General features: G+C 34.6%; 24 protein-coding genes and 1 pseudogene. 1 reads left to right on the forward strand and 24 read right to left on the reverse strand.

All coding sequences use genetic code 11. The features are described 5' to 3' along the window. Window positions 1–116: 116 nt before the first annotated feature. The 6 genes from CACET_RS13010 to CACET_RS13035 all read right to left on the reverse strand — a co-directional run bounded on the left by CACET_RS13010 (window position 117) and on the right by CACET_RS13035 (window position 4,885). The gene (locus CACET_RS13010) at window positions 117–1,481 is read right to left on the reverse strand and encodes a sensor histidine kinase (protein ID WP_479722629.1); all 1,365 of its coding nucleotides are present in this window, start codon (window positions 1,479–1,481) and stop codon (window positions 117–119) included. Continuing rightward, on the reverse strand, window positions 1,478–2,137 hold the full coding sequence (locus CACET_RS13015; RefSeq protein ID WP_044826423.1) for a response regulator transcription factor: 660 nt from the start codon (window positions 2,135–2,137) through the stop codon (window positions 1,478–1,480). The genes CACET_RS13010 and CACET_RS13015 overlap by 4 nt, the downstream gene beginning before the upstream one ends. A 9-nt stretch (window positions 2,138–2,146) precedes the next feature. Then, window positions 2,147–2,902 carry a lantibiotic immunity ABC transporter MutG family permease subunit gene (locus tag CACET_RS13020; protein WP_044826422.1) on the reverse strand — a complete coding sequence of 252 codons (756 nt, stop codon included), beginning with the start codon at window positions 2,900–2,902 and terminating at the stop codon, window positions 2,147–2,149. After that, window positions 2,903–3,622: a lantibiotic immunity ABC transporter MutE/EpiE family permease subunit gene (locus CACET_RS13025; protein ID WP_044826421.1), complete on the reverse strand. Its 720-nt coding sequence runs from the start codon at window positions 3,620–3,622 to the stop codon at window positions 2,903–2,905. Then, entirely contained in the window at window positions 3,619–4,326 is a 708-nt protein-coding gene (locus CACET_RS13030) for a lantibiotic protection ABC transporter ATP-binding protein (RefSeq protein WP_044826420.1), read from the reverse strand. The genes CACET_RS13025 and CACET_RS13030 overlap by 4 nt, the downstream gene beginning before the upstream one ends. Window positions 4,327–4,450: 124 nt before the next feature. Continuing rightward, window positions 4,451–4,885, reverse strand: coding sequence for a DUF724 domain-containing protein (locus CACET_RS13035; protein ID WP_242846973.1), 435 nt, complete (start codon window positions 4,883–4,885; stop codon window positions 4,451–4,453). 27 nt (window positions 4,886–4,912) lie between these two features. On the opposite strand from CACET_RS13035, the gene CACET_RS19905 reads away from it, so the two are divergent. Beyond that, window positions 4,913–5,038, forward strand: a complete 126-nt coding sequence (locus tag CACET_RS19905; protein ID WP_242849935.1) for a DUF4357 domain-containing protein — start codon at window positions 4,913–4,915, stop codon at window positions 5,036–5,038. A gap of 363 nt (window positions 5,039–5,401) precedes the next feature. Here the strand turns inward: CACET_RS19905 and CACET_RS13040 are convergent, their stop codons facing one another. From CACET_RS13040 to CACET_RS13100, 18 genes and pseudogenes are all read right to left on the reverse strand, one after another. Then, window positions 5,402–6,310: an Mph(B) family macrolide 2'-phosphotransferase gene (locus tag CACET_RS13040; protein ID WP_044826418.1), complete on the reverse strand. Its 909-nt coding sequence runs from the start codon at window positions 6,308–6,310 to the stop codon at window positions 5,402–5,404. Window positions 6,311–6,338: 28 nt separating this feature from the next. Continuing rightward, window positions 6,339–7,100 carry an alpha/beta fold hydrolase gene (locus CACET_RS13045; RefSeq protein ID WP_479722630.1) on the reverse strand — a complete coding sequence of 254 codons (762 nt, stop codon included), beginning with the start codon at window positions 7,098–7,100 and terminating at the stop codon, window positions 6,339–6,341. A gap of 131 nt (window positions 7,101–7,231) precedes the next feature. Continuing rightward, complete coding sequence (locus CACET_RS13050; RefSeq protein WP_044826416.1) at window positions 7,232–7,831, reverse strand: TetR/AcrR family transcriptional regulator; 600 nt, start codon at window positions 7,829–7,831, stop codon at window positions 7,232–7,234. A gap of 497 nt (window positions 7,832–8,328) precedes the next feature. Continuing rightward, on the reverse strand, window positions 8,329–8,505 hold the full coding sequence (locus CACET_RS20530; RefSeq protein WP_158386063.1) for a hypothetical protein: 177 nt from the start codon (window positions 8,503–8,505) through the stop codon (window positions 8,329–8,331). Beyond that, a complete protein-coding gene (locus tag CACET_RS21370) occupies window positions 8,472–8,645 on the reverse strand; it encodes an S-layer homology domain-containing protein (protein ID WP_158386065.1) in 174 nt (57 codons plus the stop codon). The genes CACET_RS20530 and CACET_RS21370 overlap by 34 nt, the downstream gene beginning before the upstream one ends. Window positions 8,646–8,717: 72 nt before the next feature. Next, window positions 8,718–8,798: pseudogene (locus CACET_RS20210) on the reverse strand (class I tRNA ligase family protein); the annotation flags it as partial. 288 nt (window positions 8,799–9,086) lie between these two features. Further along, entirely contained in the window at window positions 9,087–11,129 is a 2,043-nt protein-coding gene (locus CACET_RS13055; RefSeq protein ID WP_044826415.1) for an S-layer homology domain-containing protein, read from the reverse strand. 59 nt (window positions 11,130–11,188) lie between these two features. Next, window positions 11,189–11,737 (reverse strand): transposase, encoded by a 549-nt coding sequence (locus CACET_RS13060; RefSeq protein WP_479722674.1) that lies wholly within the window; start codon window positions 11,735–11,737, stop codon window positions 11,189–11,191. Window positions 11,738–11,949: 212 nt separating this feature from the next. Continuing rightward, a complete protein-coding gene (locus CACET_RS20215; RefSeq protein ID WP_144414774.1) occupies window positions 11,950–12,078 on the reverse strand; it encodes a MerR family transcriptional regulator in 129 nt (42 codons plus the stop codon). Between the two features lie 128 nt (window positions 12,079–12,206). Further along, window positions 12,207–12,650: a hypothetical protein gene (locus tag CACET_RS13065; RefSeq protein ID WP_044826414.1), complete on the reverse strand. Its 444-nt coding sequence runs from the start codon at window positions 12,648–12,650 to the stop codon at window positions 12,207–12,209. After that, entirely contained in the window at window positions 12,637–12,858 is a 222-nt protein-coding gene (locus tag CACET_RS13070) for a helix-turn-helix transcriptional regulator (protein WP_044826413.1), read from the reverse strand. The genes CACET_RS13065 and CACET_RS13070 overlap by 14 nt, the downstream gene beginning before the upstream one ends. Then, complete coding sequence (locus CACET_RS13075) at window positions 12,848–13,063, reverse strand: hypothetical protein (protein WP_044826412.1); 216 nt, start codon at window positions 13,061–13,063, stop codon at window positions 12,848–12,850. The genes CACET_RS13070 and CACET_RS13075 overlap by 11 nt, the downstream gene beginning before the upstream one ends. 893 nt (window positions 13,064–13,956) lie before the next feature. Beyond that, on the reverse strand, window positions 13,957–14,220 hold the full coding sequence (locus CACET_RS20220; protein ID WP_144414775.1) for a hypothetical protein: 264 nt from the start codon (window positions 14,218–14,220) through the stop codon (window positions 13,957–13,959). Window positions 14,221–14,583: 363 nt separating this feature from the next. Beyond that, on the reverse strand, window positions 14,584–15,300 hold the full coding sequence (locus CACET_RS13080; RefSeq protein WP_044826411.1) for an ABC transporter permease: 717 nt from the start codon (window positions 15,298–15,300) through the stop codon (window positions 14,584–14,586). Further along, window positions 15,300–16,247 carry an ABC transporter ATP-binding protein gene (locus tag CACET_RS13085; RefSeq protein WP_044826410.1) on the reverse strand — a complete coding sequence of 316 codons (948 nt, stop codon included), beginning with the start codon at window positions 16,245–16,247 and terminating at the stop codon, window positions 15,300–15,302. Before CACET_RS13085 ends, CACET_RS13080 begins: the two co-directional genes overlap by 1 nt. 186 nt (window positions 16,248–16,433) lie before the next feature. Next, window positions 16,434–17,474, reverse strand: a complete 1,041-nt coding sequence (locus CACET_RS13090) for a HAMP domain-containing sensor histidine kinase (RefSeq protein ID WP_044826409.1) — start codon at window positions 17,472–17,474, stop codon at window positions 16,434–16,436. Beyond that, a complete protein-coding gene (locus CACET_RS13095) occupies window positions 17,471–18,145 on the reverse strand; it encodes a response regulator transcription factor (RefSeq protein WP_044826408.1) in 675 nt (224 codons plus the stop codon). Before CACET_RS13095 ends, CACET_RS13090 begins: the two co-directional genes overlap by 4 nt. A 1,107-nt stretch (window positions 18,146–19,252) precedes the next feature. Beyond that, window positions 19,253–22,027, reverse strand: coding sequence for a hypothetical protein (locus CACET_RS13100; RefSeq protein ID WP_044826407.1), 2,775 nt, complete (start codon window positions 22,025–22,027; stop codon window positions 19,253–19,255). Between the last annotated feature and the right edge of the window lie 93 nt (window positions 22,028–22,120).

The following is a 22,120-nucleotide window of genomic DNA, read 5'->3' on the forward strand; positions in this document are numbered from 1 at the left end:
CAAAACGTCCCCTTGGTCTCACCCTTGGTCTCCAATCCCATGGCAATCAAAACGTCCCCTTGGTCTCCCTTGGTCTCCCTTTTTTCCTGATATTTCAAAAGGATGACTAGCTTTGATTAGTCATCCTTTTGAAATATCGAAATTTTAACTGTAACTGCCCCACCGCCATTTTCATCATTTGATAATGCAAGTTCACCATTATATTTAGTAATAATGGTGTTTGCAATATATAAACCTAATCCATGATGTCCAGTTTTTGTTCTACTTTCTTTTTCCATAAAAAATTGCTCTTTTCCATACCTTAACATCTTCTTAGAAAAGCCGTTGCCCTGATCTATTACTTGGATAGTTAGTTCATAATTATCCGCGACACCATATATGGCAATAGTTGAGCCGTTTGGAGAAAAGTCAAAAGCATTTATAATAATATTCATCATTGCACGTTCTAATTCATTTTCATTTCCTTTTATGTATAGATTTTCTTCAACATCTATTTCCCAAACTATGTTAATATTTTTTATTTTACTTAAAGCTTCGCTTTGATTTTTCAAAGAATTTAGCACTTTTATAACCTTGACCTTTTCATTTGGATGTCCTTTATCAATTTCCTTTTTTGTAAAAGTCAATAATTGTTGAATATATTCATCCATTTGTTCACTGCTTTCCTTTATATAATTGCAGTAGTTTTTTTGCTCCTTCGTCAATTCTGTTTCCTTAAGTAATTCGGTATTACCTTTAACTATAGTAAGAGGGGTTTTTATATCATGAGCCAAAGCTGAAACCTGTTCCCTCTTTTGCTTCTCTAATAACCATTGTTCCTCTAACGCAATCTTTAAAGAGTTTTTCATCTTATCAATCCCTTTAAGGACCATATCTATCTCTTCTATATTACTATTGTCTACGTTAAAATCCAAGTTCTGTTCTTGTATTTTTTCCGTTGTTATTAGAAGGGCTTTTAATTCACTATTAACCCTTTTAGCAAATCTATTAGACCATAAGACAATTATTGTAATAAGTTGAAGGAAAACTAAAAAAACAATAGCCACTTCTGCATTTGGTAAAACTTTTCTCAATCTTTCACTTCTAAACTGCATAGTCAATGGATAGTTAATAATCAATATATCCTTTTCTCTTGCAATACTAATAATATAATTTGATAAACCTATTGACTTATCTCCTTTACTATAACTATCCCAATTTTTTTCTTTATTATCTAAAGAAAAATTCCCATATAAAAAATGTCCATCTTCTGAATAAACCCCAAAACTACTCATTGGTGTTAATAAATCCATTGTCACCTTAGGTGAATCCCTTAGTTCCTCATAGTTCTTTTGAATTACTTTTTCAGAATAATTTGCTGGATACACCATTGAAGCTGAAGCAAACAAGGAATAATTAACTAACAATAAAGTCATAATTAAAGCCCCAAGAGATACAACATATTCAATAAAAATTGTACGAAGTTTTTTACTTTTCTTCAATCCCATTTGTAGCCTACTCCCCAAACTGTTTTAATTGGTTCTTCACTAAATCGTATGAATTTAGCTCGAATGTTTTTTATATGCTCAACTATTGTACTTAAATTGCTTTCATTTTCAAACCCAAAAACTGATTCGAATATTTGTTCCTTTGAAAAGATTTGGCCATGATGAAGGGCTAAGTACTCACTTATTTCATATTCACTCTTAGTAAGAGGAATCTTATTGTCCAATACGAAACACTCTTTACTGGATATGGAAAATCTAACATTGCCTATATTAAATGCATGCATCTTTTCTCTTTGATCTCTTCTAAGATGAGCATCTACTCTTGCACGAAGTTCTTGAACTCCAAAAGGTTTTGTTAAATAATCATCTGCTCCTAATCCTAATCCCTTTATAATATCTGCTTCATCTGTTTTTGCTGTAAGAAATAAAATAGGAGAATCTACTTGCGCCCTTATTTTAGAACATAATTGAAACCCATCAATGCCAGGCATCATTATATCTAAAATAATTAGGTTGTAATAGTCAAAATCTTCAAACAAAACTTTTTCTGAATTCTCTATTTTCTTAACAAAATGGCCACTTTTACTTAGTATATTCTCAATCAAATCTAGAATTGCTTTATCATCATCTACAACTAAAATATTTGCCATAACAACCTCCTATTCTTCTAGCTTATTCCCTTCCCATCTTGTAAACCACACTGACATGGTTACAAAGGATAAAATAGTTGCAACAATAGCTATAATAACTCCTAAATATAAGTCTGGATCTATAAATATACTGCCAACATTTTGATATTTCATTAGTAAAGATTCAACAAATCTAATACTCCAAGAACTTGGGATGAATGGCCATCTACCATCTCCCATACCTGTTAAAAATAATGCCGATGCAAGAGATTCTGCAATTCCTACTCCAATTGAAACTCCCTTTGAAAATCTAAAACTTAAGAAGAAATGTATAATATATAGAAACACATTGCTCCCTATTAATATTCCGACAACAGCTAAATTTATATTAATAGGGTAAATATTATTTTCTATAAAAGAATAACCTATATAAAAGCCCATAACCGCTAATATAGTACTTAAAGTCCCCAGTAGTAAAAATAAAATTAGTTTACTAGTAAAAGTTAAATACTTTGGTTCTGAACTAATTAAAATATTCTGAAATCCTCCTGCTGTATATTCTTGATCTGCCACCATTGAAGTAATTATTGCAATTAATACAGGGAAAACTATGCATAAAACTTGTAAATAAACTGATATCTTACCAAAACTACTCCACGGTGTAACAGAATAATATCCTAAAAATATAATCAATCCTAGTAATGGAATGTATAGGTGCATCCATATCATTTGGGTAGACTTTAATTTCATTATATCAGCTTTTATTAGCTTTATTAATTGTAACATTTAATTCACCTCTCTTTTCTTAAACCATATAGTAGTCAGAATAGTTAGCATAATAAAAACAATGATATTGATAACAGTATCATTTACTATCAAATCACCATTTAATAGTGGACTATTATCTGGTACTGGAAGACCATTTGGTAAAATCTGAAGAATCGGTGCCATTAATGCAGATGATGTTCCATAAGGTGAGAATTTTAAAATTGAATTTGTACCAATGCTTACTACACCAATGATTGTCATACCTATATTAAAAAGAACAACAACAAACATATTGAACTGTACAGTTAAAAACAAACTAATAGGAATGGTAAATAAAAATGTGAATATCAATATAGCAGTTGCAAATATATTTGCCTTTAGAGGAATAGTAGAGCCAAAAAGGAAACCAATGACTTCAATCCCTATCATAAAAATTAAACAAGAAAATATAAGTAAAATGCTAATATATAATATCTTTCCCAACCATATAAGACCTTTGTCTTTAGAATATAAAAATACTCCTTTATAGGAAAAGCTTTTCTCTCTTGTAATTACTTGAGCAGAAATAATAGCTAGCATTCCTGGAAGAAACATAGTATACCACCAGTTATATGCTCCATTTTGACCCCCACCCCATAAAACACATAATAAAAGTGTAATCAATGGTGTTATCATTACAAATTTATTTATAGTTGTTCTTTTACTCTTTTGAAACTCTGCTTTAATTATATCTATCATGAGTTAACACCTCTATTTCTTTCTACGATATCCATAAATAGTTTTTCAAGATTATCCGCATGATTTATTTTACCATTGTAGCCGATGATTCCATTCGATATAATGCCTATTTCATCAGCTACTTGTGCTACTTCTGATAAAATATGACTGGAAAGAATAACTGTAATACCTTTAGAAGGAAAAGATTTAATTAATTCTCTTAATTCCTCAATACCGATTGGGTCTAGACCATTAGTAGGTTCATCAAGAATAAGTAGCTTTGGATTATTGATAATTGCAATGCCAAGCCCCAGTCTCTGTTTCATTCCCATAGAAAAATTCTTTACTTTCTTTTTACCTGATTTCTCAAGATCTATAATATTTAGCGTTTCTTCAGCTCTTATCTTAGGAAGTCCATGAAGTGTACATGCAACTTTTAAATTTTCCATTGCTGTTAAATTTGGGTATATTGCAGGATTTTCTATTAATGCTCCTATATCGTTTAAATCTTTCCTTGTCCACAAATGATTTTTGAATAATATTTCTCCTGAGGATGGTTTCATAATCCCTGTAACCATTTTTAATATAGTTGATTTTCCTGCACCGTTTGGTCCAAGTAAACCATAGATAGAATTCTTCCTAATAGATAACGAAACACTATTTACAGCTATTTCATTCTTGAATTTTTTGGTTAAGCCCTTTACCTCTAAAATATAATCTGACATCTTAATTACCTCCTATTTTCATCTTGTATTTAATCGATAATTAAAGTATAAAAGATAATTATAAGGAATTTATAAGGATTTATTAATAAATATAGAATAGCTTGTTTTTGTACAGCTACTCTATTTATATATCAATTTTAGCATCTAACCTAAACCCGACAATCCGCTGCCTTCTTCCTTCACGTTCTGCATTTTCTATCAGCACATTTTGTTTTAGTTTCCTCAGGCAGTATATCTCATCAGTCACTTTGTTATAATCATTCTTGGACTTCGCTTGTTCAAGTAGCTGCTTCTGTAATTCTTCCAGTTTGCCATCAATATCTGTGATGGTATTATCATTTCCTTCATTAAGAACAGTAGCTATGTTTTTCTGCAACACCTGAAGCAAAGGTTCTTTGTTAGCTAGTAGTTCATTAATAGCTTTGATAACTGCTGTATGCAATGTTTCTTCGTTTATGGTTGGGGAGGTGCAGTCAAACCCTTTTTCCTCCAAGCGACTAACACATCGCCATCCTATGGATCTACATCCTCTATTATTCCAGTGGACTCTCCTATAAATATCTCCACACTGTCCGCAGTAGAAGATATTTTACTCCGTAACCCATCATATGCTGCAACTTTTGTCATTGGTGGTCATGTAAATGGACTTACAGAATGGAAAACGAAAGATGGGAGATCATTGAAAGAGATAGAAAATAGTGAAGATAATTGATTGTTTTTCACATCTATCCTGTCTCCTCAACCCCTGTAAAAATAGGTGATATCTAATCTGTCAACTCAACCATATCACCTTTAGGTCAGTTGATATGTTCCCGCAAACAATAAAAATAAGGGTTTCTCGACATTGGTACCTCTAGAAAATAGCCTAGATAAATACTCAATACTTGGAAACCCTTTATTTATAAACATTTTCAGTTTTTCTACTTCTCCACTCTTGACATCAATACTACACACTCCACATGGCTCGAGAAGATAGAATGAATGTCATTTGAGTATGTCCGGTCTCGGTAACATATCCACTGGGTTTTTGACAATATAGGTAGACAAGAACATATCAATAACTGCATCACACTAATTACGAACTTATCATTCCCAACGCTTCCTTTGCCATCTGATCATACTCCCCCATACCAGATACCAATGCAAACTCAGCAATCGAAACCGGATATGCAGCGTCAAGTTCGATAATATGCTCTTTCATTTTAGGCCAGTAATATCCACCAGCTTCTTTATAAGCAAGAATCAGAGCTTCCAGCCCTCCTTCTCCAAAAGCCTTATAGTTAAAAACAAAGTCATTTGAAATATCTGTAACCTTAGCTTCAGTCCAGTCAATTAATCCAGTCACATTACCATCTTTATCAATCATGGTATGTCCGGCGTGTACATCTCCATGAATTAGTCCCGTTTTCTTTGGCCACATTTCATCATCATCAATCCATGCCTGCCATCTGTTCCATAGATTCTCACCCACACCAAACTTTGCTTTTACAACATCCATACGGTGTTTCATTGACATTCTTGCTTCTTCTGGTGTTTGCACTACCAGACCAAGTTCAGCAGCTTTATCACTAGGTATGCTATGAAGTTCTACTAACACTCTGCCAAGAGACTTGTGAAATGATTCTGGAACATTGTTAATATCTATCTCCCAATCATAGTTTCCTATATTATGATCAATAGTTCCTGCTGGCACACCATCTAACTTCTTGTATGCTATTAGCTCATCTGTGTAAATAATCCAGTTTGGTGCCTGAAAAGATTTAACATACTGATTAACCAAATCTAATGCTTGTTTTTCTACCCTTGTTCTAGGCATAACATCTTCACGCCTAGGCAATCTTAAAACCCAATCAGTTCCACTTTCATCTTGTGCAAATACAACTTGAAAATCAAGTCCAGATTCATTAAACTGCATTGTTTCTTCCTTTAGAATAATATTATGTTTTTTAGCTATTTCTATTACTTGTTTCATATCTTTACTCATTCAAATCACTCCTATCTAAAATTTTTATTCATAAATTTGCTGCATGCTTTGATACAGCATTAATAATTTCATCCCAATCATTATGGTGAAACTCATGCCCTGTACCCTCTAAGGTAACCAATACTGCATTTGGTATAATTTCAGAAAGATGAATTCCATGCTCGTAGGGAATAATAGGGTCTTCTGTTCCGTGAATTACCAATGTAAGAACATTGATTTCATTAGTTTTTGACAAATATGAACCCCATCCTTTAATAAATCCATGATTCTCCATACTCTGCAAATGAGTAGCTCTATCAAAGTCCTTTCTAGCCAAATTTCTTATTTTCTCTTCATTAAATGGATGCTTAGGCCCAGCAAGAACTTTACTCCTATCTACAACATACCCTATAACTTTTTCTTTATCTTCCCAATTGTTGATGTTAATTCTGGCAAAGACTTCTGCTACTTTGCTATCCTTTTTAGGAAGATCAGGATCATAATTCGATGTCATAATTAGTGAAGCAGTGAGTAACCTGTATGGGTATTTAAGAGCTACTATCTGCGTAATGACTCCACCCATAGACATACCGACTATGTGAGCCTTTAAAACCTTATACGCATCCAATACCTGAACTGCATCATCAGCCAAATCCTCAAAGGTATACTCTGGATGACCATACTTGTACGTAATTGATTTACCTGTATCTCTATTATCATAACGTATAACATGAAACCCCTGATTGCTTAGCTTCTTACAAAAATCTTCTTCCCACCAAATCATTGATGATGTAGCTCCCATAATTAACAAGATAGTTGGCTTATTAACATCTCCAAAACTCTCAGTACAGAGATGAACGCCGTTAAAATAAATTATATTTTCTTCGATGAATTATCACCACTTTTCTACTTTCATTTGATAATATCAAAACCCAGGCCAAATCAAGGCAGAGCAATCCTATTAGCAACAGCTTCGAATAATAACTCTTTAATCCTTTCATAATTGTATTGCTGTAAATCTTTCTTTTGAGCACCTATTAACCAAGCTGACCTTAAAACTCCGGCTATAACACCTGGATCATCATCAATAATCTCATTAGATTCTTGACGCGACCTGATAAACTCCATAAGAGGGACGATGCTTCTTAGATTCTCTGAGCCAACATACTCTGGACTTAGCTTTCTAGATACAAGTTTGTACTCATCTAGGTCGTAAACCAACCTTTGAGTTAGAATCTTAGTTTCCAATTCCGAAGCCATTTCATTTAAGTATATTTTTATCGCTGAACGTATATCCTTAGCAGCAATAACCTTTGGCCAAACCTGCTTTTCAATTTGCTCTCCTTCATGTGCTAACAATTCCATATATAGCATTTCTTTTGATTCAAAAAATATATAAAAAGAACTCTTTGCAATGCCAACTGATGAAGTGATATCCTCAAGAGAAGAACGCTTAAAGCCTTTATCTATAAAAAACCGATATGCAACATTAAGCAATTCTTCTCGAATTTTTTCTTTTTCTAACTCTGTAAATTTAGCCACAGTATAAAATACCTCCATTCAAAAACATAAAAACAAAATATTCATTTGTTTTTATACTAACATGGATGTATGTCAAAATCAAGAAAATTAAGTTTTGATTAATATAAAGGTTATATTTTATGTCTAGTTCAAGTCCTGAATTTAACTCAACGTTAGTTTATCAAAAAAGGCCGTTGTAGATATCCGATTTATCTCCTCAACCCTACGAATTTATCTAATCGGGTTCCTCAACCTGACCCAATTTTTGACTAAAAAAACACCCCCGATATGTTCCTATGAACACATATCGGGGGTTAGAGTTGAGTGGGCAGATTTACTTTCATTTATAAAACTCAGTATTTTCAAGGCTTTCCCATCTTTGCTTTTTCGTTATCAACACAATTGCCTCCACATTGGTTTTCATAGAAAGATGATAATATTTCGGGAATAAATACATTCCCTCCTTAGTGACCTAAGGGGGGTGATATATAAGGGTTTCAAACTTAAGTCAGGAATGATTAATTATTAATCAACTCTGCTTTTATTAGTGGTCTTCTTATTGCTGCTAATGATTCTGTATGTGTTAATGTGCCTTTAGGGTCTAATATCTCATTACCTTTGTCACTGAAGATTCCAGCATCTACAGTTCTTCTTACATAGACTATTGCCCAATCGAATACTTCATTACTATCCACAAGTAATGTAGTTTATCTTCACTATTATCAACAATTTTAACTATATCCATTGCTTTTGCATACATTGTCATGGCCTCTCCTCTAGTTATGGTTGCACATGGCTTAAATGCTCCATCAGGATAACCTTTAATGATACCCAAATCATTCGCTTTTATAAGTAAATAATTCAGTCCTGCCCCCCTTTCCCTTTGTTTTTCTTTATCGTGAAGCCCTTATATACCCCATTCTAAATCTCTTGTTATAGCCCTATCATGAAGGCCCTCATCCATATACCTTTGAGATAAGTTTATTGCATTTTCCCTCCAACCCTATATATGCTAAACTGAGTAAAATAGTTACCCAAGAGAATAAGAAAAATAGCGGGAATTTTCTATTCAACAAAGATACAGAAATGTATGTATGTCCTGCTGGTCATATGAGTATTAAGAATGTGAAGAAACGTCCAAAAAAATGAAAGAGCATGGAAGAATTCTTTCCATACCCTTTTTTTAATTATACTCCTGAAACAGGCCACTTTTTCAGTGGCCTCTATTCCTACCCTCTCCTTTAAATACTCTGTTTTTTATAAACTTATGATTTAATTATTTTAGCATACTCTCCAATTTGATAAGTACTGACATTAACTCCCCTCGTGTTAATGCTTTTTGAGGTGACATCGTAGTTGAACTTGTGCCGCTTAAAAGCCTTGTGCTTACGCAATAGTCTATTGCTTCTTTATAAGATGAGCTTTGTATATCTGTAAAATACCGAACTTCTCGAGTGGCTTCCAGTCTGTCTTTTGTGATTTCATAAAGCACTTGGGCTAAAAGTTCTCTTGAGATAGGTGCATCTCCTAGCTGACTGATTGTCATTAGGGTTTCTTCACTTAGTTTTGATCCAATAGAAGCCATATGATTAAAGGCCCAGTGGTTTTTGTCATTTATGTATAGTTCTACTGTACTTCTTGGAAGCTTTGGTTCTGTTATGTTGTTTAGGAGTAATACCTTATCTAAAAAAACAAAGGTATCTGCTACTTTCAAAGGATTATCTGGTGCAAAGCTGCCGTCTGGCATACCTGCTACTAGCCCCAGTGATGCAGCCTCAATTATGCTTCCATAAGCCCAATGATCTAGCTTCACATCTGTAAAGCTTGGATTGTGGATTGGCTTTAAGAAAACTGTTCTGCTGATCATAGAGTCATCTATTCCTAACTTTTGAAGAAGTTGTGGGTTGCCTAGTATCTCTTGCAGCTGTTTATCTGTAAACTTATTATTAGTAAAAACTTTAAGTTGCTCTAGTGTCAAATCTGTACTAAAAAATGTATATGGCATATATTCTTTAAACAGATTGATGATAGCTACTTTACCATCTTTACTTAGCCTATTAATCACTTGCTCTGCATTGAGACTCAAAGTGCTAGTTCCACCTTCTGAACTACTCCGACCACTTGAACTACTTCCACCACCGGGACTATTCTGTTTCGATTTAGCTGTAAGTGTTACTTCTACTGGTACGCTTGCGTAGTCTGTTTGGTAATCCCCATTAAGCTGTTCGGTAAAAATTTTAAGTTTCCAACCATCTTCAAAATCTCGAGGAATAGTAACCTCTGCTGTACCACTTCCATCTTCACTATTTGCTAACGACTTGATAGTACCGTAGTATTTTAGTGCATCGCTATTATCTGTTATCATAGCCGAAAGGTATTGATTCGTACCAGTTATTGCTCCTTGATAGTTAATTTCTATTTCAGTATCTTCTCTTTGTATGTATTTGCTGGTTGTAGCTGCACTAACTAAACCTTGATTACTATCTATAAGTGTTAACTTTATCTCATTATTTGTATGAACTACACGATTTAACATGCTATTTGGTGTTCCTGTTTTCACCCCATTTCCAGCTGCATCAGATGTAAAGAGCACATCAAACAAGTTGAGTTTGAAAGCAGGACGAACCCCCAATCTATCGCCTACATAGTTGCCATGGTAATCGATACTACCACTAGATCTGACAGACAACGCTGCGTCATACAGCTCTCCCGGCGTCCTCAGCCACCAGCTTTTTTTATACATTACATCATTTGGTGTCCCTCTAAATCCTTCAGCTTCTAGTGCAGCTCTATCACTTTCATTCATGCCAAAAGTGCCACCATCCTTCACTTCATCTAAAGATGGCAAAACTATTTTCTGATTAGGGGTAAAGGTACCAGGGCTATTGTATCTACTTTCTTCCGTATTACTATAGATTAATATTTTCGCTTGTTCAACACTACTAAAAGCTGTAGTTAAAAAGCCCCCACTTGCAAATGAATGTTGGCTGTTAAGATACCTACAAATCTCTGCATCTGACCAGTTTCTATTGGCAGAAATTCCGTAGTTACTATATTCCAAGATATACTCACTCATCAAGGTAGCCTTATCATCCCCCACTGCCATTACCCGCCACTTTATAGGGTCAGTCCCCTTATTCTTACCAAAATAAATGAATTGACTTGTAGTATTTCTGCCATATACAGATTCTACAACCCCAAGCGGTATGTGTCTTTCAGCTGCTAATACTGGCACACTGATGGGGAATAAACTCATCAGCATGATGAGTAAACTTATCAACATGGTATGTATCAGCAATAAGCTTATTCTCTTTTTCACTCGTTCTCATCCTCCTTATATTGATTTAGTATTTCCAATCCTTCTTAAAAGCTGCTTCGCTAAAAATGCTCTTTTAGCTCTTTTAAATATCTATTTTTTCTATCGACATCAATCATTTGTAGATCTGACCCCTGCCCAACTTTACAATGATCCTTGATTATATTTATAGCATCATGATCCGTTATCTGCCGGCTTTCTTTTATTTCTAAACATTTATCATCGTTATCTTGATTAATATACTCAATAAATTTCCTTACAGCTTTTTCTCTATCTCCATTTAAAATATCAAGGGCATAGTCCCTATCAGTCTGATTTTTTTCTCCAATATAATCTGTATAATTTGTCCATAGATAGTCTTCAATTTTAGCTGCTATACCAGCTTTTACAGGATTCCGAAAGATATATCTTAGCACTGTTAGGAAGTATTCATCCTCCTCTACAGGCTCACTTTTAAATCGATCCTGAAATAAATTTCCTACTCTTCCATACTTCTTATTGTACCATAAAACGTAGCTGCCACATATCCTTCGCATAACAGTATCTAACGGCTCCTTATCTTCCATTAGTAACAGATGAAGATGGTTGCCCATTAGACAATAGGGTATAATTTGTACTTGCTAATCTCCCTGTATTTTTGTAAGGTTTCTATAAACTTATTGCTGTCTTCCTCTTCTTTAAACACAGTTTTACGATTGATTCCTCTCATAGCAATATGATATATTCCGCTTTTGCTTTTTTCCTTGGCATTCTTGGCATAAAAATCACCTCTATGACTTTTATATTACATGAACGGTCACGTGTTAATAACCCCGTCCTCTTGTCACCTTAATAACCTCGTCCCCTTGTCACCCTTTTCTAAGATAGATGGAGAGATTAATTCCTTTTCTACATAATATTCAATTGCTTTTTTTGTAAGTTCTGTAATTTTACTTATTTCATTAATCAACATTTTTATCACCTCTCTTAAACCATAAGCTAACACCTAAGGTGATAGTCAAGAGTTTTAACGAATATTAATCATTTTCATTCTAATAAATATTTCAACTATAAACCTTGTATCTTAGACTTGTAATATGATTATTGATATTTTTTTAAAAGAATTCGGAATACAACAATGCCAGTAACATACATGAAAATCCAAAGAATACCAAGATATAGAACCAAAAATTTTGTCTCTAGAAATCCTAATGAACCAATGATTGAAAAAATAATAATCGAAATAGCAACAACTAAAAAAGTAATAATATATGCAATTCTTCCAGAGCGATTTCTTAAATTTTCCTTAAGCTCATCTCTCAGATTTATTTTCTCTTTTTCCAGCTTAGTCTCATAAATTTCCTTGCGTTTTGGTGATGACCAGTAAAAGTATTTCCAAATCAAACTTAGACCTCCAACTAGACCCGCTCCAGAAAAGCCAAATAGTAAACTACCAATCGCATTTTCAGCACTTAATGCAAACCACAAACACGTAGCTCCGAATAAAATATAAAGCAGTCCTATATACAAGTTATTTTTCTTCATTTCCTTTACCTCCTTTATTATTTAAATAGAATATTTCTTCAATTTTTAATTCAAAAAGCTCTGCTATAGCAAAGGCTAATTCCAATGAAGGACTATATTTTTCGTTTTCAATGGCATTAATCGTTTGTCTTGTTACTCCAAGAGACTTCGCCATATCTTCTTGCCGCAGTCCAACGTCTTTTCTTAGTTTTTTTATGTTATTTTTCATTTTTGCTCATCTTCCATTTTAGAAAACTTTGAGTCCCAAGCAAAACAAGGTTTTGGGTAATTAAAAGAAAAAATGACAAACCCCTATTTCCATTTTGTATCCAGTCAAACATCACCCAAATAAACAGAAACATAACCGTATAAAACCATGCCCATCTTACAGACTTCAAAGATATGCTCATTTCCATTTCATCCATTTTTCTCATTACAATCATCCTTCCATTAAGTCTTAAGTTGAAAAATGTAAAAGTTGTTTTACATTTATAATAATAATATTAAGTCTAGTTAATGTCAAACATGTTTTACATTAAGCTTTAACCCTAAATTATAAAAACCGACTCAGATCATCCATCCAAGTCAGCCAGATAATCCCTTATTATTCCTCATTACACTCCTTCTCCGTTCCATCCATAAACATTATGATAATCCTCCCCGTTTCATAAACCTTGAGGTGGTCTAAAGTTCTTAAAATAAAGTCTGTATCGATATCTTTAGTGTATTTTGCTCCTTATGCCATATTGGTAAACTCTGCGAGAGCTTCCCATTTCCTCTTTAGCTCTTCACGATTGTCAAGTAATACGTTCCGAGAGAATATACAGGAATCTATAAGTATCGCTTTATTGATGTGTCTGTTGATTCAACCTTGTACACCTTGAACTTTATATCTTTCTTAGCATTACCAGACCTTCTTGTATTGGTTCTTTGTCTTTTAGATTTTTCCCCTAAATGCTTGATTCAAGAATTATAGACTAATTTTCCTACATAAGATTTTTCTCAATATATTTCAGTAATTCAATACTTTTACAATTTCGCAAAACACCTTAATTCTGCGAAATTTCTTCCCTCCCTCTAAAGAAAAATCCCTCAAACTTAGTCTGAGGGAACATATATACATCATTAAATTTTATCAAAAACCTTCTAACCACTGATTCCAACTTATTTCTTCTCTATCAAAACACAACACTCAACATGGGTCGAGTTGATTGAATTGATGTCAAAAGGCGAATTTTGACCCCGACGTATGCGGGAACATGTCAATTAGATTTTTGGTGCTTTTAGAAAAATGGTCGTATGGGGGGAACATATCCATAACCCACTATTAATCATTATCATTTTCTAATGGAGTCTCTAATGTGGTATCATTTCTTTCATCTTGTTTCTTGCAGTTAAATAACAACCTAATATCAAACTTTTTTATTTCATCTAAATGTTCAAGTAATATACTCTGCATTTTTGCATTTATTGAACAATCAAAATAAGCTGTTTCAAACCATGTTTTTGCTCGCTTATAGTCTCCAAGATGTATGTATTTATTTGTCAATTTAGTAAATAGAGCTATATCAAATAATACATTGAATCGCACTCCGAATTTTTTATAACGATTGCTTATGTATTCCGAGAGTGTTTTATCAATATTTTCGATATCCCAAGACCATTACATCCTTTTTAAATTCTACATCATATTGTTTACTTCATTTTGCAATCCTCCTAATTAGATTTTATTATATAATATTCGTACTAGGTGTTACAACTATATTATACAATTACACCTCAGATCGGAAAGGTTTTTGAAAAAAAATATAAATTTTTTTGCTGTCCTCCGTATCTTAAAATGAAAATGACGGCGGCTTTGATTTTCCCTCAAAGCCGCCGTCAACTAAATTTAACGCTAATGGTTTATTTGCATTATTTTCAAAGAGTGATGCTTTGAAAGAAATCTGTGCCTCTATTGCTGCTCGGCAAATCTCCACCAAGCAAATGTTCCTGCTGTTCCTGCTATACCTGTCAAAGCCAGAATTATTATGCTGCTCATATTAAGGGTACCGGCAATTTGGAATAGCGCAGGAATAGTCCATGGAAAATAGGAAGCAAATCCCATATCTGACAATACTGTTGAAAGAATAACGATTAGTAAGACAAGACCTAATGGTGCCAAGTATCCTTTGCTCACATTTGCAAGAAGAGCTCCAGGCGTTGTAATAAAGATAAACAATAGTGATGTTATAAAGAATCTTAAGAAAGTATCTCCCACAAAAGCTGCCGACCAACCAGGCAGACCAGAGACAGCTCCTACAGCAAAACCAACAGCAAACATGAAAAGTGCAAGTAAAACATCCCAAGCTAAAATCACCAAAAACTTAGATATTACGATACGCTCTCTTGACACAGGTTTTGCCAGCAAATCCTTAATCGTTTTGTCCGTAAACTCCCGACCAAATACCCATGCGGATATAAATGTATATCCAATTAATCCTAGAGCGGCAAGGGTATTAGGCAATTGTGTCAAATATACCTGCCAATTGATCTCGTCAACACTAGCTGCTGAAATAATACCTATTCCCATCATGAGCGGTCCAATCAGAAAGACCAGAAACGTCAACCAAAACACATTTGAACGAATGACTTTTCGAATCTCGCAATACAAAACCGATAAAATACTCATTATTGATTCCCTCCTGTTATTTCAATGGTACGAAGAAAGTATCCTTCCAGAGTTTCTGTCATTATTCGAAGCAGAGTCGGTGGCTGGTTGACTCCAACGAGCAATTCCACTAGTCGCTCCGGAGCATCTACTGCGTGGCTATCGGTTAATTTGAAATGTCCGTCCATCATCTCCTCAAATGTATAGCCCTGCTCTTTCAGTACACGCTTTATGGCGTTTCTATCTCTACCATCTAGCGCCAGATTTTTCTGTAGTACTTGCTCCAGCCTATCCATTTCGATTTCTTGAACCAAATGGCCGTTATGAATAATCCCAATGCGCGTAGCTACTTTTGAGAGTTCCTCTATCAAATGGCTGGATATAAATACGGTTACACCGGAATTCGCTAAATCGTTAAGCATATTACGAACTTCAACAACTCCAGCCGGATCAAGAGCGTTAATTGGTTCATCCAGTATCAAAACTTGCGGGTTGTGTATTATGGCTTTGGCAAGCCCCAGACGTTGCTTGTTCCCCATAGAAAGATTCCTCGCTTTTTTGTTTTTATATGGCTCAAGCCCCATTTTGCAAATAGCCTGATTAACAGACGCTTTATCTGATACTCTTTGCATACGTCGTGCTATATCCATATTTTCAATTACGGTTAATTCTGGATAAAAAGTGGTTTCCTCCAAATATCCAATTTTATCCCATAATTTATAGTTTCCGGCATAGACCCTCTCGCCCAATATGTGCAGCTTACCGGAGGATGGCCTGAGCATCGCTAAAAGCGTCTTTATAGTTGTTGTCTTTCCAGCACCATTCAACCCGAGAAATCCATATATTTCTCCTCGTTTCACCTCCAATGATAGATTGTTCAAGGCACTAAAGTTACCAAAATTTTTGTGCAGCCCTTCAATTTGTATAGCTGCTCGATCGCTGTTTTTTTGTCTTGAGAATATCTGCATTTCATGCAACTCCTTTCATATAGTGCTTTTATTCTAATAGGTTAATATCAACTGAATCTAAATTATTGGCCACTCCGGAAAAAATGATAAAGCAAGGATTGCATCGGATACTGAAAAGAAAAAGCACCTGTAAATGGTATTTCCCATAAACAGATGCTTTTACAGAAGATAGTCTTAATCTCTCACTTATTCTTCCGACATTCCCGAAGGCAAAAGAATAGTAAAGACGCTGCCTTTTCCCGAACTGCTGTCAACTTCAATGCTACCTCCTGTAAGGTCAATAATTTTTTTAACCAAGGTCAATCCAAGCCCGTTTCCGGTCATAGAGCGAGATGCGTCGCCTTGATAGAACTTATCAAAAATGCGTTGCATTGTTTCTTCATCCATTCCTTGCCCATTATCCCGTATACAAAACCGTATCGATAAACCTACACGAGTTAAGCTGACTTGTATTATTTCGCCACTATCTGTGAATTTGATCGCATTATCCAAAAGGTTTACCCATATATGTTGGAGCAAGTGTGCATTGTTATAAATATTGATGCTCTCTAAATCTACCTCCATCGTAAGATTTTTTGCGCTCCATTTAGGTTCCAACATCAGTATGGCAAGGCGGATTTGCTCATCCAGCGCGTAAATCTTTTTTTCGTTAATGATTTCTACGGTTTCAATTTTTGATAAATTCAAGACATTCGTAGATAATTCAGCCAGCCGCTCCGATTCCTGTATAATAATATCTAGGTACTCGCGCCTTTCTTCAGCGGTTAGAGTTTCGTCTTGCAAGATTCGTACAAATCCCTTAATTGAAACGATTGGCGTTTTAAACTCGTGTGAAAAATTGTTGACAAAGTCTGTGCGCAAGAGCTCAATCCCCTCCAGTTTCCGTGCCATTTTATTAAAACTCACAGCAAGGGTTTCAAGCTCTGGAATGTTGCTGCCATTTACTCTAACCGTAAAGTCGCCCTTAGCCACATTATCCACGGCTTCAATCAGGTTGCGCACGGGCTTAAGCATCCACCTGCTTAATAAAGCTGTAATGGCAGTTCCTATCGCTACGCCTACAAGCATTAACACATAAGATAAAAAAGAAATTGATATGTCATTTCGGTCGATAATACCCATAACTTCCATCAAACGCATAGATAATCCGATTATTAAAAGAGATGAGAACATTACAAAAAACACAAAACTCACCAGTACAGCAGCAAGACCCATTCTTTTTTTCATGATTTCTTCACCGCTTTATATCCCAATCCACGCACAGTTACGAGTTCAAAATCAGGATTATCTTTTAATTTTTCCCGTAGTCTGCCCATATGGACATTCAATGTATGTTCATCCGATTCTATATCCGGTCCCCAAATTTCATCCATCAATTGCGCGCGTGTAAAAATTACATTCGGATAGCTCATCAGCTTGAAAAGCAAATAAAATTCTTTTTTGGGAAGGGCAATCGTGTTTTCTGCTTGCGTTACGGTAAGCCTACTATAATCCAAGGTGGTGCTCCCAATTGTTATTTTCTGTTGATTCACGATTTGTGCCCGACGTAATAAAGCTTTTATGCGAAATAGCATCTCCTTCTCATCAAACGGCTTTGTCATGTAGTCGTCTGTCCCAACGAGGAAGCCTCTATGCTTTTCCTGAATTTCCTGTTGTGCTGTAAGCATCAATATAGGGATGGTTTCTCCCACATCGCGCAATTCTTTGCAAAGTTGATAGCCGTCCATCCTCGACATCATTAAATCCAAGACAATCAAGTCAAAATGGTGCTTTTCCATCATGTCTAAAGCATCGAGACCGTCTTTTGCAGCAAACGTAGTATAGCCTCCCCGCTTTAGGACAGCGCAGATCAGTTTTAGTGTATTGATATCATCTTCAACTACTAAAATATTGAACACAAGTTCACCTCCCAATTCTACTCTCTCAATTACCTATTCCATTTTATTATTCTCAAATCAACTGTACCTCAATTTTTGATCCATTATTTATATTGCAAGCATCGGCATATTATCTGATAACTAAATTTTATTCTGTCTGTGTTTTCGATATCGGCCATCTGCAGGCTTCTCTGCTTCCTTTGGAATAGCCCATACACGCACGAACCGCACAACACCAGGTATACGCCTTTCCACACACAGCTTTTGAATCCGTCGCTCAGAAATTCCCCATTTTAACGAAGCCTCTTTTGAGCAAGAACCTAAAGAGTATCTAAGATTTATAAATGAGAAAAGGAGTATTAGTGAAGCTAGAAAGGAATGCCAGAAAAAGAATAATGGAATGCACTTAGAGATAGGGAGTCTCCTTCCATCTGCCATATATATATTGCGACTGCATTATCCAAGCATTTGGTTTCCCAATATATTCAACTTTGCTATCTACTACAGCATCTAAATAGTATCTTATTAATAGTTTCTGTTTCTAATTCCACTACATTTGGTTTTTTCAAAATTCCCTCCATAATATTACTTCCCTTAAACATAATTATCCACCAACGACACCTATGCTGATTTCGTTAGTCATCTTGTCAACTCACCACGTCAATATCCATATCATCTTCTTGATCATCTAACCTGCCTATCTTGGATAAGTTCCCACAAAATAAAAATCCGTAATCATCCTGCCGGTTTGAAACCAGATCTCAAATCACGGAAACCCTTTATTTATAAACTTTTTTATCCCCAAAACATCGTATTAACTTTCACCCTTGACATTAATACTACCGTCTCGTCGGTATTAAAATTTGAAAACATATCCCCACAAACTATCATCATGAAATCTTATTAAAGTAGATGATAGTTTTATGGAAGAATTAAAAACCTTTCACTAATAAACATTAGGTGAAGTTCACTCAATCATAAAGCTCAATGAACAGCTCAGCATAAGTATTTTTGTTTTGATTTCTGATGCTTTATTATTAATTTGTGATTTGATGTTTCTATTTTACTTTTGCCAAAGCTTTTGTACTTAAAACGTGCTGGGCATTAATTGCATATAAATATAATTATTTATTCAAGTAATCCAAGCTCCACCTGTATCTCATTAACAACTTTACGCACTACATAGTTTGTATCTACAGATGCTTTTTGAACAATGTATTTGAATGTTTCAAAATCAATATCTTTTAATAGGTGAATATTTCTCAGTATTTTATTTTTTATGTAGACATTATCTTTGTCCATTAGCTTAACTAATTGATTGCATACAACATTCTTATTCTCTATGTTTCGCAATAATAAAAACAGGATTTGAACCGCATTCCAACGAATATTCAAGTCGGATTCCACACACCATTCTATTGCCTGTTGCAATATTATATGTTCTAACTGAATGTCAGGCACAGGGGAGTTGTTAGCTTCTAGATAATTCAAAAATGCTACACTAGCTTTTCTGTTTGATAAAGTATCATCGCCAATATCTACTAATGTATTAAGCAACCCTACTGTTATATCTTCGCCTAAGCAATTATATAAAAGAAGTGCAGAAAACTTTAGATTTGTTTCATTTAAATTCGTTATGATAGCCTGCGCCTTTTCCACCTGCGGTTTGCTCGACAACAATTCTATTATCTTATTTTTGTTACGCTCTTGTACGCTAGATTGAGATTTTAGCAAGTAAACCAGCAGTTCTATAGCATCTATTTTTACTTCAATCGTCTGGTTTTTTCTTAATAATGTTTCACTCGAGACTTCAAACGCAGAATCAATTAATTCATTAGAAAACTTTGCCGTACTTTGTTGTAAGATATTTTTGATAGTAATATGTGGCTGATTCCCTCGACCAAAAAATGTCCCATTTTTTCCTTGTTCTTCGTTGTCTTTCTGCACTTGAGTTATATATGACTTCAGAAAGTCTGGCATATCCGTTTTCTCTTCTGCAGTTGTCTCCAAACGGTAAGTGCTGTTATAAAAATCTGGCATTTCATCAGCAATTATTTTATCAAGTTCTTCTGTTAGCTCTCTATGCTTTTTCCTGAGTGTAAACAACGCTGCCTCTAGACTATGAATATGTATCCTTTCATCTGGATTTCGCACGATATTTATAATGACTTCCAATAGATTGGCTACATTTTCTGGAGATGCTTCATCAAGACTTACGCATTTCCGAATCAGTTTAAATATTTCGTCGTAAAACCGACGTTTATTATTATGAATACAGTTGCATATGATGTCAATTAGTTGGTTCTGAGAGATACGCAAATAACTCCCTTCAAGGGTAGGGAATATCTCGTAACCGATTACGGTTACGGAATTTTTATCTTCAATCCATTTGGAAATAAGCTCATATAACTCAGACCATACAAAACTGAATCTTTCATCATCCATATAATAGCAAGTAATTCTAAACGCATTTAGCTTGCTAATAAACCGTTTATGAGCAATTGGTCTGTTGTTCGAAAAAGAATAAATTTCATATGCATCGTTTTCATTCATCTTACTTAGCAAATCACCAAAGCATCGGATTATTCCATCAACTTCCTTCTGTTTTCCATCTATAATTGTCGTTTTTAAAAGAATTTTTTTTATGTTCCAATCTGAATATCTCGTTGCACAATAAAAGGCAATTAGTTTTATGCGTTTGTACAGTAACTGTAAATGGGTAAGTGATCCATTATACATCGCTAATACATAAATGCCTGTAAGCGATTTGATATGTACACCTAGCCCGTGACCAAAAGTAACTGTTCCGGGAGTTTCAGTTTTATATTTAATAGCTTGTTTTATTATACCCTCATAATAATTACTGTCTAGCCTATCCAATAACGGATAATAAAGTAAAGATTGACTGTTATCCAGTTCTTTTTGATATTTCTGATTTAGCGAATAAGTATTTCGGCTTTCCTGCAAGAACAAATCTTGATTCCGTAAATCAATGAGTATATCTTTTATAAGCCATTCAGATAAGCAATTTTGCTTTGCTATTTGCAAGGCTTCATCTAGTTTATTTATACAAGCTTTTTGATCTCCGGAATAATATGCCCTGATAGCTTCATATCGCTTCTTTGTTACAGTAAAATGCTGAGTAGTTTGGTGTTTCTCAATTTCAAGCAATAATAAACCCAAGCTATCTTCATTGATGGTAGCCCCTTCAAATAGCACAGGGAGAAAATCTGCACATAATTGGTCTATGTTTCCTGTTTTTTTCACTTCGTCATATGAAAGCTCAAGAATCAGCTTTGTAAAATATTCAATACAAGCGTCAATATTGGTAAGTACATCTTTTTGTGCAATACTGTCTGAATAAATGGATAATTCAACATTTGAAATATCAGCGGATTGCTCTGTCAATGACTCTTCATGCCATGTTAAACGCCCTTTGCAGTAGTGCTTATATATCATTACTAAATCGTTAATTAAATCAATTGCGCCGCTTTTAATAAGGTCTTTAAAGTCATGTATAGTTTCACTTTTTGCGTATTGTGCACCTTTCAAGCTTTTTTGTAGCGGCGTTTCTTCTTTCGAGGATTGGTCGCAAAAATAGAAAAGTGATTTGATGCCATGCTTTTTTGCAGTATCAATTTCCTTTTGAACACCTAATGGAACACCATCACTATTATCAATCAGGAATATGCACACATCACAATCTTCCAGTGCAAATGTATAGTGCTGTCCCGCAGAAGTAGTAGCAGCCCCTTCAGATTCAAAGACATAAACTTTTGCAAAACCTGTTGATTCAATTAATGTTTTAAGTGCTTCACGCACGAAATTATATTTTTGTTTTTCAGGCTCATCGCCACATGCAGAACTTATAAATATTTGTATTTTTTGCTCAGGTATAATCATAGCGCACTCCTCACAAAATTCATTTTAACAAATTTTAGAATTTAGCATCTCTACCGGCAACGTAGCAGATTCAGCAACCAACAAAGACGTATA

Origin of the sequence: Clostridium aceticum, assembly GCF_001042715.1 — a bacterium.
GTDB lineage: Bacteria > Bacillota > Clostridia > Peptostreptococcales > Natronincolaceae > Andreesenella > Andreesenella acetica.

What these genes read in the sequence shown, in the direction of transcription:
- CACET_RS13030 (WP_044826420.1), bottom strand. Translation starts at nt 4,326, where the DNA reads ATGTCAGATTATATTTTAGAGGTAAAGGGCTTAACCAAAAAATTCAAG.
- CACET_RS13085 (WP_044826410.1), bottom strand. Translation starts at nt 16,247, where the DNA reads ATGCAGATATTCTCAAGACAAAAAAACAGCGATCGAGCAGCTATACAA.
- CACET_RS13070 (WP_044826413.1), bottom strand. Translation starts at nt 12,858, where the DNA reads ATGAAAAATAACATAAAAAAACTAAGAAAAGACGTTGGACTGCGGCAA.
- CACET_RS13075 (WP_044826412.1), bottom strand. Translation starts at nt 13,063, where the DNA reads ATGAGAAAAATGGATGAAATGGAAATGAGCATATCTTTGAAGTCTGTA.
- CACET_RS20215 (WP_144414774.1), bottom strand. Translation starts at nt 12,078, where the DNA reads ATGTTGATTAATGAAATAAGTAAAATTACAGAACTTACAAAAAAAGCA.
- CACET_RS13090 (WP_044826409.1), bottom strand. Translation starts at nt 17,474, where the DNA reads ATGAAAAAAAGAATGGGTCTTGCTGCTGTACTGGTGAGTTTTGTGTTT.
- CACET_RS13025 (WP_044826421.1), bottom strand. Translation starts at nt 3,622, where the DNA reads ATGATAGATATAATTAAAGCAGAGTTTCAAAAGAGTAAAAGAACAACT.
- CACET_RS13080 (WP_044826411.1), bottom strand. Translation starts at nt 15,300, where the DNA reads ATGAGTATTTTATCGGTTTTGTATTGCGAGATTCGAAAAGTCATTCGT.
- CACET_RS13020 (WP_044826422.1), bottom strand. Translation starts at nt 2,902, where the DNA reads ATGTTACAATTAATAAAGCTAATAAAAGCTGATATAATGAAATTAAAG.
- CACET_RS13100 (WP_044826407.1), bottom strand. Translation starts at nt 22,027, where the DNA reads ATGATTATACCTGAGCAAAAAATACAAATATTTATAAGTTCTGCATGT.
- CACET_RS13040 (WP_044826418.1), bottom strand. Translation starts at nt 6,310, where the DNA reads ATGAGTAAAGATATGAAACAAGTAATAGAAATAGCTAAAAAACATAAT.
- CACET_RS13065 (WP_044826414.1), bottom strand. Translation starts at nt 12,650, where the DNA reads ATGAAGAAAAATAACTTGTATATAGGACTGCTTTATATTTTATTCGGA.
- CACET_RS13015 (WP_044826423.1), bottom strand. Translation starts at nt 2,137, where the DNA reads ATGGCAAATATTTTAGTTGTAGATGATGATAAAGCAATTCTAGATTTG.